This window comes from Brevibacterium samyangense, from assembly GCF_039529845.1.
Taxonomy (GTDB): Bacteria; Actinomycetota; Actinomycetes; order Actinomycetales; family Brevibacteriaceae; genus Brevibacterium; species Brevibacterium samyangense.
Window position 1 is genome coordinate 38316 of the sequence record NZ_BAAANO010000001.1, and the last position, 14768, is coordinate 53083.

Below are 14768 nucleotides of genomic sequence, written 5' to 3' on the forward strand. Positions count from 1 at the left end.
ACGCGCAGGAAAAAAGTAGAATCGTGGGGTGTTCTCGACCCTGGAACCCGCCGTGTGGCGGGCCTCACGCGCCACCCACGAGGAGTTCGTGCACACTCGCACGGCGGCCCATCACGAGCGCCGCCTCCGTGGCGAGAAACACCCGGTCGAGGACTTCCTCTTCACCTACTACCCCTTCAAACCGGGGAAGGTCGCACAGTGGAACCCGGGCGCCGGGGTCCGGGTCCTCCTCGAGGACACACGGGACGCCGAGGCGTTCGCGCGGCGCTGGTACCGGGTGTCACCTCCCGGCGGCGAGGGCTCCGGCAGCTCCCGGGCCGGCTCCCTCGGCAGCGCGCTCGGTTGGGCCGAGGTCGACACCGCCGCGTGGTACGCGGATCGCGGCGAGGGTGCCCGCTTCGTCCTCGATCTCCTCGAACGCACGCTCGAACGCCCCGGTTCCTTCGGCTGCTTCGGGATGCACGAATGGGCGATGGTCTACCGCCTGAGCGACGAGGAACGCCGCCATACCCAGGTGCCGCTGCGGCTGTCCCGCGCGGAGACCGACCACGTCGTCGAGACGAACCGCATCCGGTGCTCGCACTTCGACGCGTTCCGGTTCTTCACCCCGGACGCCGTCCCCCTCAACGAACTGCAGCCGGAGCGGGCGACGATGACGGCGATGGAACAGCCGGGCTGTCTGCACGGCAACATGGACCTCTACAAGTGGGCGATGAAACTCGCTCCCGTCATCCCCTCCGACCTCGTCCGTGAGGCGTTCTCCCTCGCCACGGAGATCCGCGCGACGGATATGGAGGCCTCCCCCTACGACGTCCGCGGCTGGGGCTACGGCGTCGTCGCGGTGGAGACCCCCGAGGGCAAGGCCGAGTACGTCCGCCGGCAACGCGACTTCGCCGCCCGCGGCAACGACCTGCGCCGGAGAATGGTCGAGGCATTGCGCCGGGTGCCGGAGCTGGCGGACGACAGTGCTTTGCGGAAGGATGCAGCCCTCCCGAAGGACACAGCCCTCACGCGGGGCTGAACGCGAGTGCCCGGTCCCGCCGTTCACCACCGTGACCGGACCCCGAGGAGGCAGCTCGGGCCTGCCCGAGTGCCGCCCCGAGCACCCCCACCAGCCGCGCGTTGTCCCGGAACACCCGGGAGTTGGTGCCGGGACGGGAGAACGCCTCGGCGACGGAGCCGGCGACCGAGGGGCCGACGAGGAACAGGTCGGGGTGCGCCCGGCTCTCCGCGTCGAGTGCACGGCTGTCGGCGTCCGTGCGGAGTTTCTGGTGGTCCTCCCCCGCCTCGAGCAGGAGCGCTCCGTCGGCGATGAGCGACCTCAGCAGCGGGTCGGTGGCCCGGGAGGCGCTCACGGGGGCGAGCCGGGCGTCGAGGAGGTGGCGGGTGCGGACGACGCGCGGGTGCGCGGGCGAGCGGGCCGCGAATCCGGCGGGCCCGACCTCCACGTCCATCTCGGGGCCGACGAACCGCACGAGGCCGGCGGCATGGAGCGCCCGCAGGTTCTCGAGCCGCTCGGGCGGCGGTCCGGAGGCGATGTAGGAGAAGAACCCGTGGAGGTATCCGTCGACCCGGCGGTTCCGTTCGGCGTCCGTGAAGTACCCGTCCTGGACCCATTCGCGGATCGCGAAGTACGCGCTCACGAGGGCGTGGAAGACCGCGGAGTCCTGGGAGTACGCGGGATCCGCGGAGCGTGCGAGGTTGCCGGCGATGTACGCATCGAGTGCCGCCTCGAACTCCTCGTGCGACTCGGCACGCACCCCGGCGAAGGGCCGGTCGAGGCGGGCGAGATCGAACCGGTCGGCAGCGTCGGGGACGACCGCGCTCACGAATCCCTCGAGTCCTTCGCGCACACCGTCCGCGGTGGCACGGTCGCCGGCGAGGAATGCCTCGACCCACACGTCCGTGTACCGGAGGACGTCCTCGGCCCCTGCACGGATCCGCTCGGGGTGACTGTGCGCGAGTTCGGTGTAGTGCGCGGCGAGGAGCTCGATCTCGAGCAACGGGAGGAGCTGGGAGTCCACGGAGATCGTCCCCGGTCTCCCGGGCCCCGGAGGAAGCTGCCCCGGAGGGAGATTCCCCTGTGCGAGGCGCCGCGCGGCCTCCGCATGCACGTACCGGGCCGGCCCGATCCGGTGGTGGTCCGGCTGGTACCCGAGCTTCGAACGGTACGGCACCCCCCGGCGGGACCCCACCCACAGCACGGGTTCGGCACCGCACGGCACGTACCGGACGGCACCGTCGGTGGACTGTTCGAACCGACCGCCGCGGCCCTCGGTGAGCATCATCATCGCGTCGACGAACGCGAGCCCGAAACCGCGGACGAGGACGTCCTCGCCCGCCGGCACGTGGGAGAGGTCGAGATCGGCGGTGTACCCCGGCACGGTGTATCCGAGCCCGTGGGTCCGGGCCGCGGCCTCGAGTGCGGCGACCTCGGCGTCGTTCTCGACCTCGAGGAATCCCTGCGCGAGGACGAGGACGGCGGTCCGCACGCTCTCCCCGGTGTCGAGCCGGACGCGGTGTCCCGCGTGGTCGAGGTCGCTCACGCGTTCGACCCCCACTGCCCGCGCCCGCCGGACGTGCACCGTGAACCCGTCCGGCAGCGCGCCGAGAGCACGGGTGAACGCCCATTCGAGGTACGCCGCCTGGATCCTCCGGGGCGGGAAGTCGGCGGGCCCGAGGCGCCCGGCCACCTCCGCGAGTCCCCGCGCCGCGAGCACGGCACGGCCTTCGTCGCTCACCATCCACGCGTCGAGGGAGGGTCCGGTGATCGGGGGTGGACCGACGGGAGCGTCGGGGTCGGCGAAGATCGTCACGTCGCGCGCCATCGAGTTCATCCACAGGACCCGGTCCTGGTCGTGCCGCCAGATCCGACCCCCGCCGGCGGGGAACGGATCGACGACGTGGATGTCGACCCGAGCGGGGAACGCGGTGCGCGCGTCGCGGGCTGCGGCGGCGAGTGCGAGGAGCAGCCCCGTCGTCTTCGGTCCCGCGCCGACGAACAGGACGTCCGCAAGCAGCTCCTCGCCGGCGGACGGCCCGGTGGTGACGTCCGCGCCGGTCACGAGTCCGCCACCCGTGCGGCGATCGCCTCCACGTCGCCGAGGTCCGGCACGTCGAGGAGCACACCGTGGACGGTGACGTCCTCGGTCCGCAGTGCCGTCACGAGAGCCGCGAGTTCCGCCCGGTTCGGTCCCGCACCGGTGACCGGGACGCGGACGAGGAACGTGGAATCCCTCGCTTCGACGACCGGCGCGGTGAGCCCGGCTCGGAACGCGTCCGAGGAGGCGACGACGATATCGGCGAACGCGGCCGCGGCCCGGATCGCGGACTCCGCGGCCTCCCCGGAATCCACGGTGACGAGCGTCGGCAGGTCGCCCTGTGGCGGTTGCGGGACGATCGAGGGTCCCTTCACCGTCCACTCCTCGCCGACGGAGTCCGTTCCCGTGTAGTCGACGTAGTGGACCCTGTCCCGGTCGAGGAACCGGGCGGTCTCGAGGTCGCGGATCTCCGCGTCCCGGTCCCACGAGTGCCACAGGGCGGTGACGACCTCGTCGACGGCGACGGCCTCGGCCCACGCGGCGGGCGCCTCGGCGGCGGGCCGGCGACCGATGAGACGAGCGGTCGCCCCGCTCGTCTGGACGGTCGGCGACCAACCGCCGCGGCCGTGCGAGTCGTGGTCGAGCGTCGCGGTCGACGTCGCCACGTGGAACGGTTCGGAATGGGTGACGGGCACCTCGGGGACGAGGACGAGGTTCTCGGTCTGCGGGGCAAGCCACGCGGCGAGGGCGAGCGCGTCGGGGCCCGAGGCGTGGTCGTCCCCGAGCACGAGCCAGCGCACCCCGGCCGTGTCGAGGGCCTTCGCGGCGGCGGCGAGTCCGGCAGTGTCGAATCCGGCGGAGTCGAGCAGCGCGGTCGCCGGGATGCGGACGGCGAGCGGGAGCGTGGGGTCGGCAGAGGGAACGGTCATGAGAGCACCTCGGAGAGTTCGGTTCGGGGAGCCGACTGTGCGGCCGGAGCGGGGGTGACGAGCGCGCCGACGCACTCGCGGTGGGCGAGTTCCGCGTGGAACGCCTCGAGGGCGAGGCGGACGCTACCTGCGGCCTCGGGGTCGATCAGGACGGCATTCGGGTCCGCGGCATGCTTGTCGATCGCGTGGGAGAGGACGAAGCGGCCGTCGGCGACGTGCGTGGCGCCGAGGGTGACCGCGAGGGGTTTGAGTCCGTAGTCGAGCGCGAGGACGTGGGCGGGCGAACCACCGGTGAGGAACGGGAGGACCGGCCTGCCGGTGAAGGCGTCCATCGGCAGGAGGTCGACGAAGGCCTTGAGGAGACCGGTGTACGAGGCCTTGTACACGGGCGAGCCGAGGACGACGGCCTGGGACCGGGCGACGGTGTCGAGCGCCTGTGCGAGGTCGGGATGGGAGCTGTCGCCGGCGAGCATCTCGCCCCCGGGGAGGTCCCGGACGCGGAGTTCGGCGATCCGGTGGCCCTCCGCCCGCAGGTGAGCACTCGCGTGCGCGAGGAGCGCGTCCGTGCTCGAGGGGTTCGCGGGGCTGCCGGAGATCACGACGATGTCACTCATGCGGCTCCCTCCCGAGCGACCCCGGCGCGGGCGGTTTCCCGCTTCTTCGCCCAGTCGGCCGCCGGGCGGTGTGCCCCGAGGCCGAGGTTCGCGCGCAGACCGAGTCCGGGCGCCTCGGGGGTGGGATAGGCGTCCCGGTAGACCCCCCGTGCCTGGAGTTCGGGGACGACCTTCTCGACGAAACCGTCGAGCCCGCCCGGCGTGAGGTGCGGGATGAGGATGAACCCGTCGCACGCGCGTTCGCGGACGAACAGTTCCATGTCCTCGGCGATCCGGGAGGCGGTGCCGACGAAGGAATGGCGGGCGGACACCTCGATGACGAGTTCGCGGATGCTGAGGTTCTTCGCCTCCGCGAGTTCGCGCCACGCAGCGACGACGGGACGCGGGTCCTTCACGTGGCGGACGCGTCCGCGGGTGATGTCGGCGTTGTCGAAGTCGGGGTCGACGTCCGGCAGTGGTCCCTCGGGGTCGTAGGCGGTGAGGTCGGTGCCCCACACCTGCTCGAGGAACGCGATCGCACCGGGACCGGACACCTGCTGGCGGCGGACCTCGTGGGAGATCTCCTCCGCCTCCTTCTCGGTGTCCCCGAGGATGAAGGTGACGCCGGGGTAGATCTTGAGATCGTCCTCCCCGCGGCCGTACTGCGCGAGCCGTCGCTTCACGTCACTGTAGAACGCCTGGCCGTCGGCGAGCGCCGAATGCCGGGTGAAGATCACGTCCGCGGATCCGGCGGCGAAGTCACGGCCGGAGTCCGAGTCGCCGGCCTGGAAGACGACGGGGTGGACCTGCGGGGACCGCGGCACCGGGAACGTGCCCTCGACGTCGAAGAAGTCGGAGCGGTGGGAGAACGGTCCGCCGGTCGTGTCGGTCCCCGCTTCCCACAGGGTCCGCGCGAGGTGGATGAAGTCCTCGGCGTTGCGGTAGCGGTCCGCGTGGTCGAGGTACCCGCCGCGCCGGAAGTTCGCACCGGTGAAGGCGTTCGACGTCGTCACGACGTTCCACGCGGCACGCCCGCCGGACACGTGGTCGAGCGTCGCGAGCTTGCGGGCGAGGTCGTAGGGCTCGTTGAACGTCGCGCTCAGGGTACCGGCGAGCCCGATGTGTTCGGTGACGGCGGCGAGCGCCGAGAGCACCGTGATCGTCTCCGGCCGGCCGACGACGTCGAGGTCGAAGATCTTCCCCTTGTGCTCGCGCAGGCGCAGGCCCTCGGCGAGGAAGAAGAAGTCGAAGAGTCCGCGCTCGGCGGTGCGGGCGAGGTGCTCGAAGGACTCGACGTCGATGTGCGAACCGCCCGCCGGGTCGGACCACACCGTCGTGTTGTTCACGCCCGGGAAGTGCGCGGCGAGGTGGACCTGACGGGGTGTCGACGAGTGGGTGGTCATGATGCTCCGTTCTGGGTGGGTCGGGAGGACGAGTTCTGGGTGGGTCGGGAGGACGAGTTCTGGGTGGGTCGGGAGGTAGAACGCTGGGTGGGTCGGGAGGACGAGTGCTGGGTGGGTCGGGAGGCTGGATCGTGCGTGAGGCCGGGCACGGCGTCGAGGAGTGCCCGGGTGAGGTCGGTGCGCGGGCGGGTGAAGACCTCGCGGACGGGGCCGGACTCGACGACCTTCCCGTGTGCCATGACGAGGACGTCGTCGGCGATCCCCTCGACGACCGCGAGGTCGTGGCTGATGAACACGTAGGTGAGCCCGAGCTCGGCCTGGAGTTCCGTGAGCAGGTCGAGGATCTGGGCCTGCACGGAGACGTCGAGCGCGGACACGGGTTCGTCGAGGACGAGGAGTTCCGGGTCGACCGCGAGCGCCCGGGCGATCGCGACGCGTTGCCGTTGCCCGCCGGAGAGTTCGCGGGGCCGCCGGTCGACGACCGCGGCCGGGAGCGCGACGAGATCGAGGAGTTCCCGCACCCGTTCGGCCCGTGCACTCCGCGTGCCGATCCCGAAGCCCCGGAGCGGTTCGGCGATGGAACGGCCGACGGGGTACCGCGGGTCGAGCGAGGCCGTCGGGTCCTGGTGGACGAGGCGGGCCCGGCGGGTGAGATCCCGGCGCTGTGCGGCGGTGAGCGGTTCGGCCGCATCCCGGGCGAGTGTGTGTCCGAGGACCGTGAGCGACCCGGCGTCGACCTGTTCCAGGCCGAGGAGCATCCGGGCGGTCGTCGACTTCCCGGATCCGGATTCGCCGACGATCCCGAGGGTCGTGCCCCGGCGCACCTCGACGTCGACCCCGTCGACCGCCCGGTGTGCCCGCCCGCCGGACACGAACGTGCGCGTGAGGCCGGTCGCGGTGATGACTGCGGGCGCGGGGGCAGAGGTCTCCGCCTCCGGGGTCGCAGCGTCCGAGGTCGCGCCACCTCGGCTGCCCAACCCCGGCGCGGCCGCGAGCAACTTCTGCGTGTACGGGTGCTGCGGTGCGTCGAGGACCTGCCGGGCGGGCCCGGACTCGACGACCGTGCCCCGCTCCATCACCATGAGCGCGTCCGCCCGGTCGCGGGCGATCCCGAGGTCGTGGGTGATGAGGACGAGTGCCGTCCCGGTGCTGCGGACCCGGTCCTCGAGGAGGTCGAGCACCTGCTTCTGCACCGTGACGTCGAGGGCGGACGTCGGTTCGTCCGCGACCACGAGCCCGGGCCGCCCGGCGAGCGCGAGTGCGATGAGCACGCGCTGTCGCTGCCCGCCGGAGAGCTCGTGCGGGTAACGCTCGGCGTGGACGTCGTCGAGGCCGACCTCGGCGAGGGCCGCGAGCATCCGGGTGCGCGCCTCGGCGGCGGAGACCCCGTGGACCCGGAGGCTCTCGGCGATCTGGGCACCGATCCGCCGCACCGGGTTGAGGCCGGACCCGGTGTCCTGCGGCACGTATCCGATCCGGGTACCGAAGAACCGTCGCCAGGCCTTCTCCGAGGCGCCCCGCACGTCCGTGCCGAACAGCGTGTGGGTCCGGGCCTCCACCCGCGCCGAGGCGTCGAGCAGCCCTGCGGCGACCGCAGCGGTCGTCGACTTCCCGGAGCCGGACTCCCCGACGAGGGCGAGCACCTCACCGGGGCGGACCCGCAGGTCGACGCCGGACACGGCGGGGGTGACGGGACCTGCCCGATGAGCGCGGCGCCTCGGCGCGTACGTGACGGTGAGTCCGGTGAGGTCGAGGACGAACCCCGTGCCGGGTTCGAGTGCTGAGCCGGGTTCGAGCGCCGCGCCGGGCTTCGGCGTGGTCGCGGTGTCGCGCTCGGGTTCGACCGGGAGCGCGGGGTCGACGAGGTCGGGGAAGGCCGACCCGGTGAGAAGAGAACTCATGACTGCCTCCTTCCGGACGCGGAGAGCGCCCGGGCGATGCTGTTCACGGACAGGACGACGACGGCGATCGTGAGGCCCGGCAGGGTCGTGAGCCACCACGCGCTCGCGAGGTAGTCGCGGCCCTCGGACACGAGCAGGCCCCATTCGGGCGTCGGTGGCGGTGCCCCGAAACCGAGGAAGCTGAGCGCGGACACCGCGAGGACGGCGGAGCCGAACTCGAGGGCGGCGAGCGCGACGACGGGTCCGGCGGCGTGCGGGAGCACGTGACGGACGACGATCTCCGGGGTGCGGATCCCGGACAGGCGGGCCGCTTCGACGAAGACCGTCGACCGCCACCGGAGCACCTCGCCGCGGCTCACCCGGGCGAAGGCGGGGACCGAGGCGATGGCCACCGCGATCGCGATGTTCACCGGGCCGAAGCCGAGGGCGGCGACGACCGCCATCGACAGGAGGAGTCCGGGGACGGACTGGAGGACGTCGATGATCCGCATGAACACCGCGTCGACGCGCCGCCCTGCGTACCCGGCGACGAGTCCGATGGCGGTACCGGCGCCGAATGCGAGGAGCACTGCGATCGCGGTGGTGCCGAGGGAGGTGCGGGCGCCGTACACCATGCGGGTGAAGACGTCCCGGCCGAGGTGGTCGGTGCCGAACCACGCGGCGGCGCTCGGGGGCTGCAGGCGCTGCGTGGGGTCGCCGTTGATCGGGTCGCCGTGGGCGAAGAGACCCGGGGCGAGCGCCCACGCGAGGACGAGCGCCACGACTGCGATCGACAGAATGAGACCCGGACGCGCCGGCCTGCGGAACCGGAGGACGCCGGTACGGCGCCCCACAGGATCGGGTGACCGCGCAGGATCCGTCGACTGTGCGGGGTTCGTCGACAGTGCAGAGTGCGAGGACAGCACAGGTGCCGTGGTCGTCGTCATGCCGGCACCGCCTCGGCGGTCGCCACGGGGCCTGCCTGCCGTTCCGGTGTCCTCACCCGTTCCCGTGTCCGCTCACGCGTGCGCGGGTCGAGGACCGGGTACAGGAGGTCGGTCACGAGGTTGACGAGAACGAAGACCAAGGCCGAGAACACGACGATGCCCTGGACCACCGGGATGTCCTGCGCGGTGACGGAGGACTCGGCGAGGCGCCCGAGGCCGTTCCGGGTGAACACCGTCTCGACGACGACCGCCCCGCCGAGGAGGTTCCCGGCGAGTACGCCGCCGATCGACACGAGGGAGACGAGGGCGATGCGGAGGCGGTGCGTGAGGAGGATCCTCCCGCGGCCGAGGCCGGCGGCGCGGAACGTCGTGACGAACTGTTCCGACTCCGCGGAGTCGAGGGCCCGCAGGAGCACCTGCGCGATCGTCGCCCCGATGGGCAGCGCGAGCGTGAGCGCCGGCAGCACGAGCCCGGCGATCCCGGTGGCCCCGAGCGCCGGCACGAGGCCGAGTCGGAACGAGAACACCTGGAGGAGGACGAGGCCCACCCAGAACGTCGGCAGGGAGATCCCGAGCCCGGGCAGTCCCGCGAGGAGGTTCCGCAGGAACGGCCTCCGGGCGTGTGCCGCGGCGAGGGCGAGCGCGGCTCCTCCGAGCACCGCGGGCACGAGAGCGGCGAACGCGAGTTCGAGCGTTCCGGGCAGTGCCGCGAGGATCGCGGCGGTCACCGGCTGCCCTGTCGCGTAGGAGGTGCCGAGGTCACCGGTGAGGGCGGCGGCGAGCGCGAGAAGGTACTGCACGGGAAGTGGCTTGTCGAAGCCGTACTCGGCGCGCAGCGCGGCGACCTGTTCGGGGCTCGCGGAGATCTGGTCCGCTCCCCCGAGCATGATCGCGACGGGGTCGCCGGGCAGCGCGTAGAGGACGAGGAAGCTGAGCGTGTACGCGGCCCAGAGGACGAGGAGTCCGTGGAGGAGCCGGGTGGCGACGAGCCGAGCGGTCGGGTTGTGCGTCACCGGTCACCACCCCCGACGAGCCACGTGTCGAAGAGCTGGAGGCGGCTCGACGCCTCGTACGCGAAGCCCTGTACCTCGGGGCTCGTCGCCATGACTCCGGAGAGTTCGACGAGCGGGATCGCATGGCCGTCCTCGAGGAGGGAGACGACGGCCTCGTCGACGAGGTCACGACGGGTGCCCTCGTCGAGGGTGCCGGCGCTCTCGGCGAGCACCTCGTCGACCGCGGAGGCCTCACGCTGATTCACATTGCGGCCGTGGGCGTCGAACACGGTGCGGAGGACGTCGGGATCCGCGCGGGTGAGGTTGTAGAAGTCGAACTCGTAGTCGCCGGACTCGCGGAACGCGGTGACCTCGCTGATCGTCTTCTTGTCGAGCCGGAGGTCGATACCGGCCGCCCGGGCCTGCTGCTGGACGAGTTCGAGGAAGGGCGCCGACTGCCAGTACGTGACGGTGAAGCTCAGCGGAGTGCCGTCCTTCTCCCGGATCCCCGTCTGCTCGTTCAGCGTCCATCCGGCCTCGTCGAGGAGGGCGGCCGCGCCCTCCGGGTCGTGGGCGAGGAGGTCCGAGTGGTCACGGTACATCGGGGTGGACTGCGCGAGCACGGACGTCGCCGGCGACTGGTGCGCCGAGAGCACGGAGGACAGTTCCTCCCTGTCGATCGCCATCGACAGTGCCTTCCGCACCGCGGGATCCGCGGCGATCGGCTGGGACTCGTTCGGGAACAGGTGGTACACGACGCCCGGGTTCGGGCGGGAGACGATCGGGAACCCGGAGGATTCGAGCACCGCCTCGTCCTGCGGCTGCACCGCGGTGTCGACGTCGATCTGCCCGGAGGACAGGCTGCCGCTGCGGACGGTCGCCTCGGGCACGACGGTGATGTCGATCCCGTCGAGGTAGGCCGGTCCCTCGTGCTGTGCGAGGGACGACGGCCATGCATAGTCGTCGAAGCGGGTGAGCGACACCGACTGGGCCGGCGCGAAGCTCTCGAGGACGAAGGGGCCCGTTCCGACGAGCGCACCGGTGCAGCGTTCCTCGGGGGTCCTCGCGAGCGTGTCGGAGGACCAGAACCCGAGGCTCATCGTCGAGGTGGCCTGGAGGAACTGGGCGCTCGGCTCGGAGAACGTGACGGTGACCGTGGAGTCGTCGGGGGTCTCGACGGACTCGAGGCCGGCGAGGTAGGTGGATCCGAGGCTCGCCTTCGCCCCGAGGTCGACGATCCCCTCGAAGTTCTCCTTCACGGACGCCGAGGTGAAGGGCGTGCCGTCCTGGAAGGTGACCCCGTCACGCAGGTGGAAGGTGAACTCCCGCGAGTCGTCGCTCACCTCCCAGCTCTCGGCGAGCCACGGGACGATCTCCCCGGTCTCCGGGTCCTGGTCCGTGAGCGAGTCCGTCATCTGCCGCGCGACGTTGAGCGCGGTGTTGTTGCCCACCTGCTGGCCGTCGACGCACTGCGGATCCGTGTCGAACGCGAGGCGCAGCGTGCCACCGGAGACCGGGTCACCGGCGGGCGCGTCCTGGGCGGCGGTGCCCTGCGAGCAGCCCGTGAGGACGAGGCCGACGAGGGAGAACGCGGCGACCACGGGCACGAGTGCGGTACGGCGGCGGGCGGGCCCGCCGGAGGAGGAGGGGTGACGGAAAGAGGGCCGAAGCGGCATGAGCGTGGAGCTCCTGTGGATGCATGTGGGGTCTCCTCACGAACTCCGGGGCACGGCGCGGCGTTCCGGACGCTGCGACGACGCCGCCGACCCGGTCGTCACGGGGGACGTGGACCGGGAACGCGGCTACGGGCGTGCACGTGCGCGGAGAGCGAGGAGAACACCCACCGGTGGAAGGGACGGGGCCCGGGTGTGCGGAAAAGGGCACAGGAATGCCCGGGCGCGGTGGGTGTGAACGAGCGTGAGCGGCGGGCTCACCGACGTGGTGGAGCCGCGGACCGCCGGGAGAGGGTTACCTCTCGTCGACGCTCGTGGACATGCAACAGTCAAGAGCCTCGAAGCGAGCTGCGAGGGCCCAGACCTGAGAGTTCCTGAAAGCGATCATCATGTCCTCACCGGGAGTACCGGACAAACGAGCGGAAGCAGAGATGCTGACCTCTGCAGCGTGATGTGAAGCGCCCCACGTGGGGCCTTCCGGGACGGAAGCCTAACGCCATTGCTTGAACGTGCAAACCCGTATGGACGTCTGTGACGACACACGTCACGGAATGACGAACCGCGGACCTCGGGGCGCTCCAGGCCCGGAGATCCACGGACGTCGACGTGGGACGAGCGCTCGGAGGAGGTGCCCTGTCAGAGGAGGTGCCCTGTCAGAGGAGGTGCGTGGCGAGCACTCCGGCGAGGACGATCATGAGGACACCGGTGACGAGGTCGAGCGCCTTCCACGCCCGCGGGTACCGCACGAGCACCCGCCCCATCCCCTTCGAGGCGACACCGAGGATCGCGAACCAGGCGACGGACGCCGCCATGACGCCGGCGGTGAACACCCACGTGCCGACCCCCGGGTAGTTCGCGGACATCGACCCGAGCACGACGACGACATCGAGGTACACCTGCGGGTTGAGCCACGTGAATGCGAGCAGCCCGAGCACGATCCCCCGGGTGAGCGGGGGCCGACGGGAGGCAGCGCCGGAGGCTGCGGGCGCGACGGCCGGCGCCACTGCACGCTCGAGGACGTCGGTGGACGCCCGACCACCCGAGGCGCGACGTGCTCCGGAGTGACGCGGCGCCTCGGCCGCCCCGCCGCGCGCAGCACCGCTACCGTGCGCAGCACCGCCCTGCTCCTCGTCCTCGACGTCGAGGTCGAGGATTTCACGTGCCTGCGCATCGCTCTGCGCACCGGCGCCCGAGGTGAAGGCCTTCCGCAGCGACACCGCGCCGTAGCCGAGGAGGAAGAGCACGCCGACGACGGTGAGGACGGTCGTCGCGGCGGGGAAGGCACGGATGAGCGCACCGGTCCCGAGCACACCGAGGAGGATGAGGATGACGTCGGAGGCGGCACCGAGTGCGAGCAGCGGAAGCATGCGGACTCCCCGGGCACCCTGTTTGAGGAGGAACAGGGTCTGCGCACCGACGGCGGCGAAGAGGACGAGGCCGCTGATGAATCCGGTGAGGGCGATCGACATGAGCTGCATACCGGAAACGGTAGGAACACGCGCCTCCTTGAGACAATCGCAGGATTCTTCCGTACCCTGAAGATCTCTTCATGAATTCTGCGCCGAGCCGCGCGAATCCGCGGAACCCGGCGCCGCTCCCGCGACACCCCGTGCCCGAACTCACAGCACCCCGAGCGAACGGAGAAGCTCCGTACATGACCGCACGTCTTCACGACCTGTCGACCGCCGGCCTCCGGACCTTCGCCGAGGTCGTCGCCGCCGGCACGATCGAGGCGGCCGCGGGGCGACTCGGGATCACACCCTCGGCGGTATCACAGCGCCTCAAGGCGCTCGAGTCCCGCGTCGGCGCCGCGCTCTTCCAGCGCACCCGGCCCGTCCGCCCCACGCCGACCGGTGAGGTCGTCCACCGGCTCGCCCGGCAGTACGAACTCGCCGCGCACGACGCCGCGCTCGCACTCGGTGACCTCGAGGCCGAACGCGGACTGGCCCGGGTGTCCCTCGTCGTCAACTCGGACGCGCTCGCGACGTGGATGATGGCGCCGCTCGCCGATGTCGCGGTGGAGAACCACCTCCTCCTCGAGCTCCTCCGCGAGGACGAGTCGCATTCCGCCGACTACCTGCGCCGCGGCGTCGCGATGGCCGCCGTGAGTTCCCGACCGGAACCCGTCCAGGGGTGCACGGTCCGCCCGCTCGGCACCTGGCGGTACAGCCCGATGGCGCACCCGGAGTTCGTCCGTCGGTGGTTCGGTTCCGGTTTCACCGCGGAGGCCGCCGAACGCGCGCCGATCATCCAGTTCGACGAGAAGGACACGTATCCGCTCGACTACACGTTCCGCCGGTTCGGTCATCACGTCACGCCCCCGCGGCACTACGTGCCGGATGCGACGCAGTACGTCATCGCGATCGCACACGGACTCGGCTGGGGCATGGTGCCCCCGCACTTCCTCGAGTCCCTGCCCGCACTCGCCCACCTCGTCCCCCTCCCGGCGGCCGAACCCTTCCCGGTGGACCTCCACTGGCACCAGTGGGCGATCTCCTCCCCGACGCTCGACGCCGTCGCCGAGGCGGTCGTCGCCGCGGCCCGGGAGAACCTGCGGGCATTGCAGGAGTGACATGCCGTCCGACTCGACGCCCGGGTGACCCATCTCACCGACCTGGGAATATCATCGGAAGCATGCGTGCCGTCCTCGTCGATTCCTTCCTCACTCCCCCGGTCCTCACCGACATCCCCGCCCCCGCCGCACCCGCCCGCGGTGTCGTCATCGCCGTCGAGGCCACCGGCCTGTGCCGCAGCGACTGGCATGCGTGGAGCGGCCACGACGACACCGTGCACCTGCCGCACGTTCCCGGCCACGAACTCGTCGGTCACATCGTCGAGGTCGGGCCCGACGTGAAGGGGTGGTCGGTCGGTGACCGGGTGACGACTCCCTTCGTGTGCGGGTGCGGACGCTGCGAGTACTGCGCCGGCGGCAACGCGCAGGTGTGCCCCGACCAGACCCAGCCCGGGTTCACCCACTTCGGTTCCTGGGCCGACCGTGTCGTCGTCCACGAGGCCGATCTCAACCTCGTCGCAGTCCCCGCCGATCTCCCCGCCGAGGCGGTCGTCTCCCTCGGCTGCCGCTTCGCCACCTCCTTCCGCGGGCTGCGGCACCGGGCACGGATCGAGTCCGGTGAGACCCTCGCGGTGTTCGGCTGCGGCGGCGTCGGCCTCTCGGCGATCATGATCGCCCGGGCCCTCGGCGCCCGCATCATCGCGGTCGACATCAACCCCGGTGCGCTCGACCTCGCTGCCCGGCACGGCGCCGAGGTGACGGTGAACTCCTCCGGGCTCACGCCCACCGAGGTCGCCG

The 14768-nt window shown here is 71.6% G+C and carries 12 protein-coding genes; 3 read left to right on the forward strand and 9 right to left on the reverse strand.

Translation table 11 applies throughout. The features are described 5' to 3' along the window. The first annotated feature begins 28 nt into the window (after positions 1 to 28). A complete protein-coding gene (locus ABD172_RS00195) occupies positions 29 to 1021 on the forward strand; it encodes a 3-methyladenine DNA glycosylase (RefSeq protein ID WP_344305872.1) in 993 nt (330 codons plus the stop codon). On the opposite strand, the gene ABD172_RS00200 is transcribed toward ABD172_RS00195, so the two are convergent. The 9 genes from ABD172_RS00200 to ABD172_RS00240 all read right to left on the reverse strand — a co-directional run bounded on the left by ABD172_RS00200 (position 1008) and on the right by ABD172_RS00240 (position 12936). Beyond that, entirely contained in the window at positions 1008 to 3065 is a 2058-nt protein-coding gene (locus ABD172_RS00200; protein WP_344305873.1) for an FAD/NAD(P)-binding protein, read from the reverse strand. The genes ABD172_RS00195 and ABD172_RS00200 overlap by 14 nt on opposite strands. After that, positions 3062 to 3970 (reverse strand): LLM class flavin-dependent oxidoreductase, encoded by a 909-nt coding sequence (locus ABD172_RS00205; protein WP_344305874.1) that lies wholly within the window; start codon positions 3968 to 3970, stop codon positions 3062 to 3064. Before ABD172_RS00205 ends, ABD172_RS00200 begins: the two co-directional genes overlap by 4 nt. Continuing rightward, complete coding sequence (gene ssuE / locus ABD172_RS00210) at positions 3967 to 4584, reverse strand: NADPH-dependent FMN reductase (RefSeq protein ID WP_344305875.1); 618 nt, start codon at positions 4582 to 4584, stop codon at positions 3967 to 3969. The genes ABD172_RS00205 and ssuE overlap by 4 nt, the downstream gene beginning before the upstream one ends. After that, positions 4581 to 5966, reverse strand: coding sequence for an NtaA/DmoA family FMN-dependent monooxygenase (locus tag ABD172_RS00215; protein ID WP_344305876.1), 1386 nt, complete (start codon positions 5964 to 5966; stop codon positions 4581 to 4583). Before ABD172_RS00215 ends, ssuE begins: the two co-directional genes overlap by 4 nt. Next, positions 5963 to 7867 (reverse strand): dipeptide ABC transporter ATP-binding protein, encoded by a 1905-nt coding sequence (locus ABD172_RS00220; protein WP_344305877.1) that lies wholly within the window; start codon positions 7865 to 7867, stop codon positions 5963 to 5965. The genes ABD172_RS00215 and ABD172_RS00220 overlap by 4 nt, the downstream gene beginning before the upstream one ends. Beyond that, positions 7864 to 8793 (reverse strand): ABC transporter permease, encoded by a 930-nt coding sequence (locus ABD172_RS00225; RefSeq protein ID WP_344305878.1) that lies wholly within the window; start codon positions 8791 to 8793, stop codon positions 7864 to 7866. The genes ABD172_RS00220 and ABD172_RS00225 overlap by 4 nt, the downstream gene beginning before the upstream one ends. Further along, a complete protein-coding gene (locus ABD172_RS00230; RefSeq protein WP_344305879.1) occupies positions 8790 to 9806 on the reverse strand; it encodes an ABC transporter permease in 1017 nt (338 codons plus the stop codon). Before ABD172_RS00230 ends, ABD172_RS00225 begins: the two co-directional genes overlap by 4 nt. After that, the gene (locus ABD172_RS00235) at positions 9803 to 11461 is read right to left on the reverse strand and encodes an ABC transporter substrate-binding protein (RefSeq protein ID WP_344305880.1); all 1659 of its coding nucleotides are present in this window, start codon (positions 11459 to 11461) and stop codon (positions 9803 to 9805) included. The genes ABD172_RS00230 and ABD172_RS00235 overlap by 4 nt, the downstream gene beginning before the upstream one ends. A 650-nt stretch (positions 11462 to 12111) precedes the next feature. Then, positions 12112 to 12936 carry a LysE/ArgO family amino acid transporter gene (locus tag ABD172_RS00240; protein ID WP_344305881.1) on the reverse strand — a complete coding sequence of 275 codons (825 nt, stop codon included), beginning with the start codon at positions 12934 to 12936 and terminating at the stop codon, positions 12112 to 12114. Between the two features lie 176 nt (positions 12937 to 13112). On the opposite strand from ABD172_RS00240, the gene ABD172_RS00245 reads away from it, so the two are divergent. Together ABD172_RS00245 and ABD172_RS00250 are read left to right on the forward strand one after the other, a co-directional pair. Then, a complete protein-coding gene (locus ABD172_RS00245; RefSeq protein WP_344305882.1) occupies positions 13113 to 14030 on the forward strand; it encodes an ArgP/LysG family DNA-binding transcriptional regulator in 918 nt (305 codons plus the stop codon). 62 nt (positions 14031 to 14092) lie between these two features. Beyond that, on the forward strand, positions 14093 to 14768 hold a 676-nt coding region (locus ABD172_RS00250; protein ID WP_344305883.1), incomplete at its 3' end, for an alcohol dehydrogenase catalytic domain-containing protein.

What these genes read in the sequence shown, in the direction of transcription:
- ABD172_RS00205 (WP_344305874.1), bottom strand. Translation starts at nt 3,970, where the DNA reads ATGACCGTTCCCTCTGCCGACCCCACGCTCCCGCTCGCCGTCCGCATC.
- ssuE (WP_344305875.1), bottom strand. Translation starts at nt 4,584, where the DNA reads ATGAGTGACATCGTCGTGATCTCCGGCAGCCCCGCGAACCCCTCGAGC.
- ABD172_RS00215 (WP_344305876.1), bottom strand. Translation starts at nt 5,966, where the DNA reads ATGACCACCCACTCGTCGACACCCCGTCAGGTCCACCTCGCCGCGCAC.
- ABD172_RS00220 (WP_344305877.1), bottom strand. Translation starts at nt 7,867, where the DNA reads ATGAGTTCTCTTCTCACCGGGTCGGCCTTCCCCGACCTCGTCGACCCC.
- ABD172_RS00225 (WP_344305878.1), bottom strand. Translation starts at nt 8,793, where the DNA reads ATGACGACGACCACGGCACCTGTGCTGTCCTCGCACTCTGCACTGTCG.
- ABD172_RS00235 (WP_344305880.1), bottom strand. Translation starts at nt 11,461, where the DNA reads ATGCCGCTTCGGCCCTCTTTCCGTCACCCCTCCTCCTCCGGCGGGCCC.
- ABD172_RS00240 (WP_344305881.1), bottom strand. Translation starts at nt 12,936, where the DNA reads ATGCAGCTCATGTCGATCGCCCTCACCGGATTCATCAGCGGCCTCGTC.
- ABD172_RS00245 (WP_344305882.1), top strand. Translation starts at nt 13,113, where the DNA reads ATGACCGCACGTCTTCACGACCTGTCGACCGCCGGCCTCCGGACCTTC.